Raw genomic sequence first — 882 nt, forward strand, 5'->3', positions numbered from 1 at the left:
GCCAATGCTGACCTCAGCCGGGTAGCGATTCCAATGCCGCATTCAGCTGATGCCAAGCGCGGTGGTACCTGGCCACGCGCACCAAATCCTTATCGCGCAGGCTCTGCAGGCGCAGCACATCGATATTATCCGCCACATCCGCGCGCTTGACCCGTGCTGCAAGCGGGTTCTCGAGCACCCGCGCGATGAAGGTCGGGTAGTCCTCGCCGTCGCGCTTGCTGAGATACGCGACCGCCTCAGCGATCGGTTCAGGAATGCCTGCTGCAACCAGAGCAGGAACGTCGTAGTCGGTGTCTTCGATCACATCATGCAGCACCGCGACGGCGCGCTCGTCGTCGGTCTTCATTGCAGCCATCACCCGCAGCGGATGCAGGATGTACGGTCGACCGGCTTTGTCAGTTTGGCCTGCATGGGCCTCGGTGGCGATCTTCAGGGCGGTGTCGAGGAAGTGCATGTCAACCTCCATGGTCATTGGCTATCTGTGTGAGGTTTCACGCCGGCAAGTGTAGCCACCTCGGGATTGGCGGGAGACCAGGGTTGCGCAACAGGAAACATGCCCGCTGTCCTCAAGCGCAGGCCTTGGCCGGCGCCGCCCGGCGCGACGGTGACCGCAGCCAGGTGGGCTATCGCACTAGCATGATGACTGCATCCAGTTGACATCACGCCGAGCGTGGCTCGGCGATCTCCTCATCGTAAGCGTCCTGTGGTGGTCCTCTTGTCGATGTCGCGTTCGCATCCCTTGCGTTCATCCTCTCGAGACGACCTGTGCACGCGCAGCAATACGCTGCAAGGCTCGGCGACAGACAGGCCGATAGAGCGGCGCCCAGGACGGGATCAGAAAGCGCACCTGACAGCGTCCTGCATCAAGCGGCAGCACCTCAT

At 62.2% G+C, this 882-nt stretch carries 1 protein-coding gene; it reads right to left on the reverse strand.

The window, feature by feature from the left end; all coding sequences use genetic code 11:
* Nucleotides 1-13 precede the first annotated feature (13 nt).
* Nucleotides 14-454, reverse strand: a complete 441-nt coding sequence (locus tag CKO42_RS26780) for a hypothetical protein (RefSeq protein WP_200252824.1) — start codon at nt 452-454, stop codon at nt 14-16.
* Nucleotides 455-882 lie beyond the last annotated feature (428 nt).

The organism is Lamprobacter modestohalophilus, assembly GCF_016583905.1.
GTDB lineage: Bacteria > Pseudomonadota > Gammaproteobacteria > Chromatiales > Chromatiaceae > Lamprobacter > Lamprobacter modestohalophilus.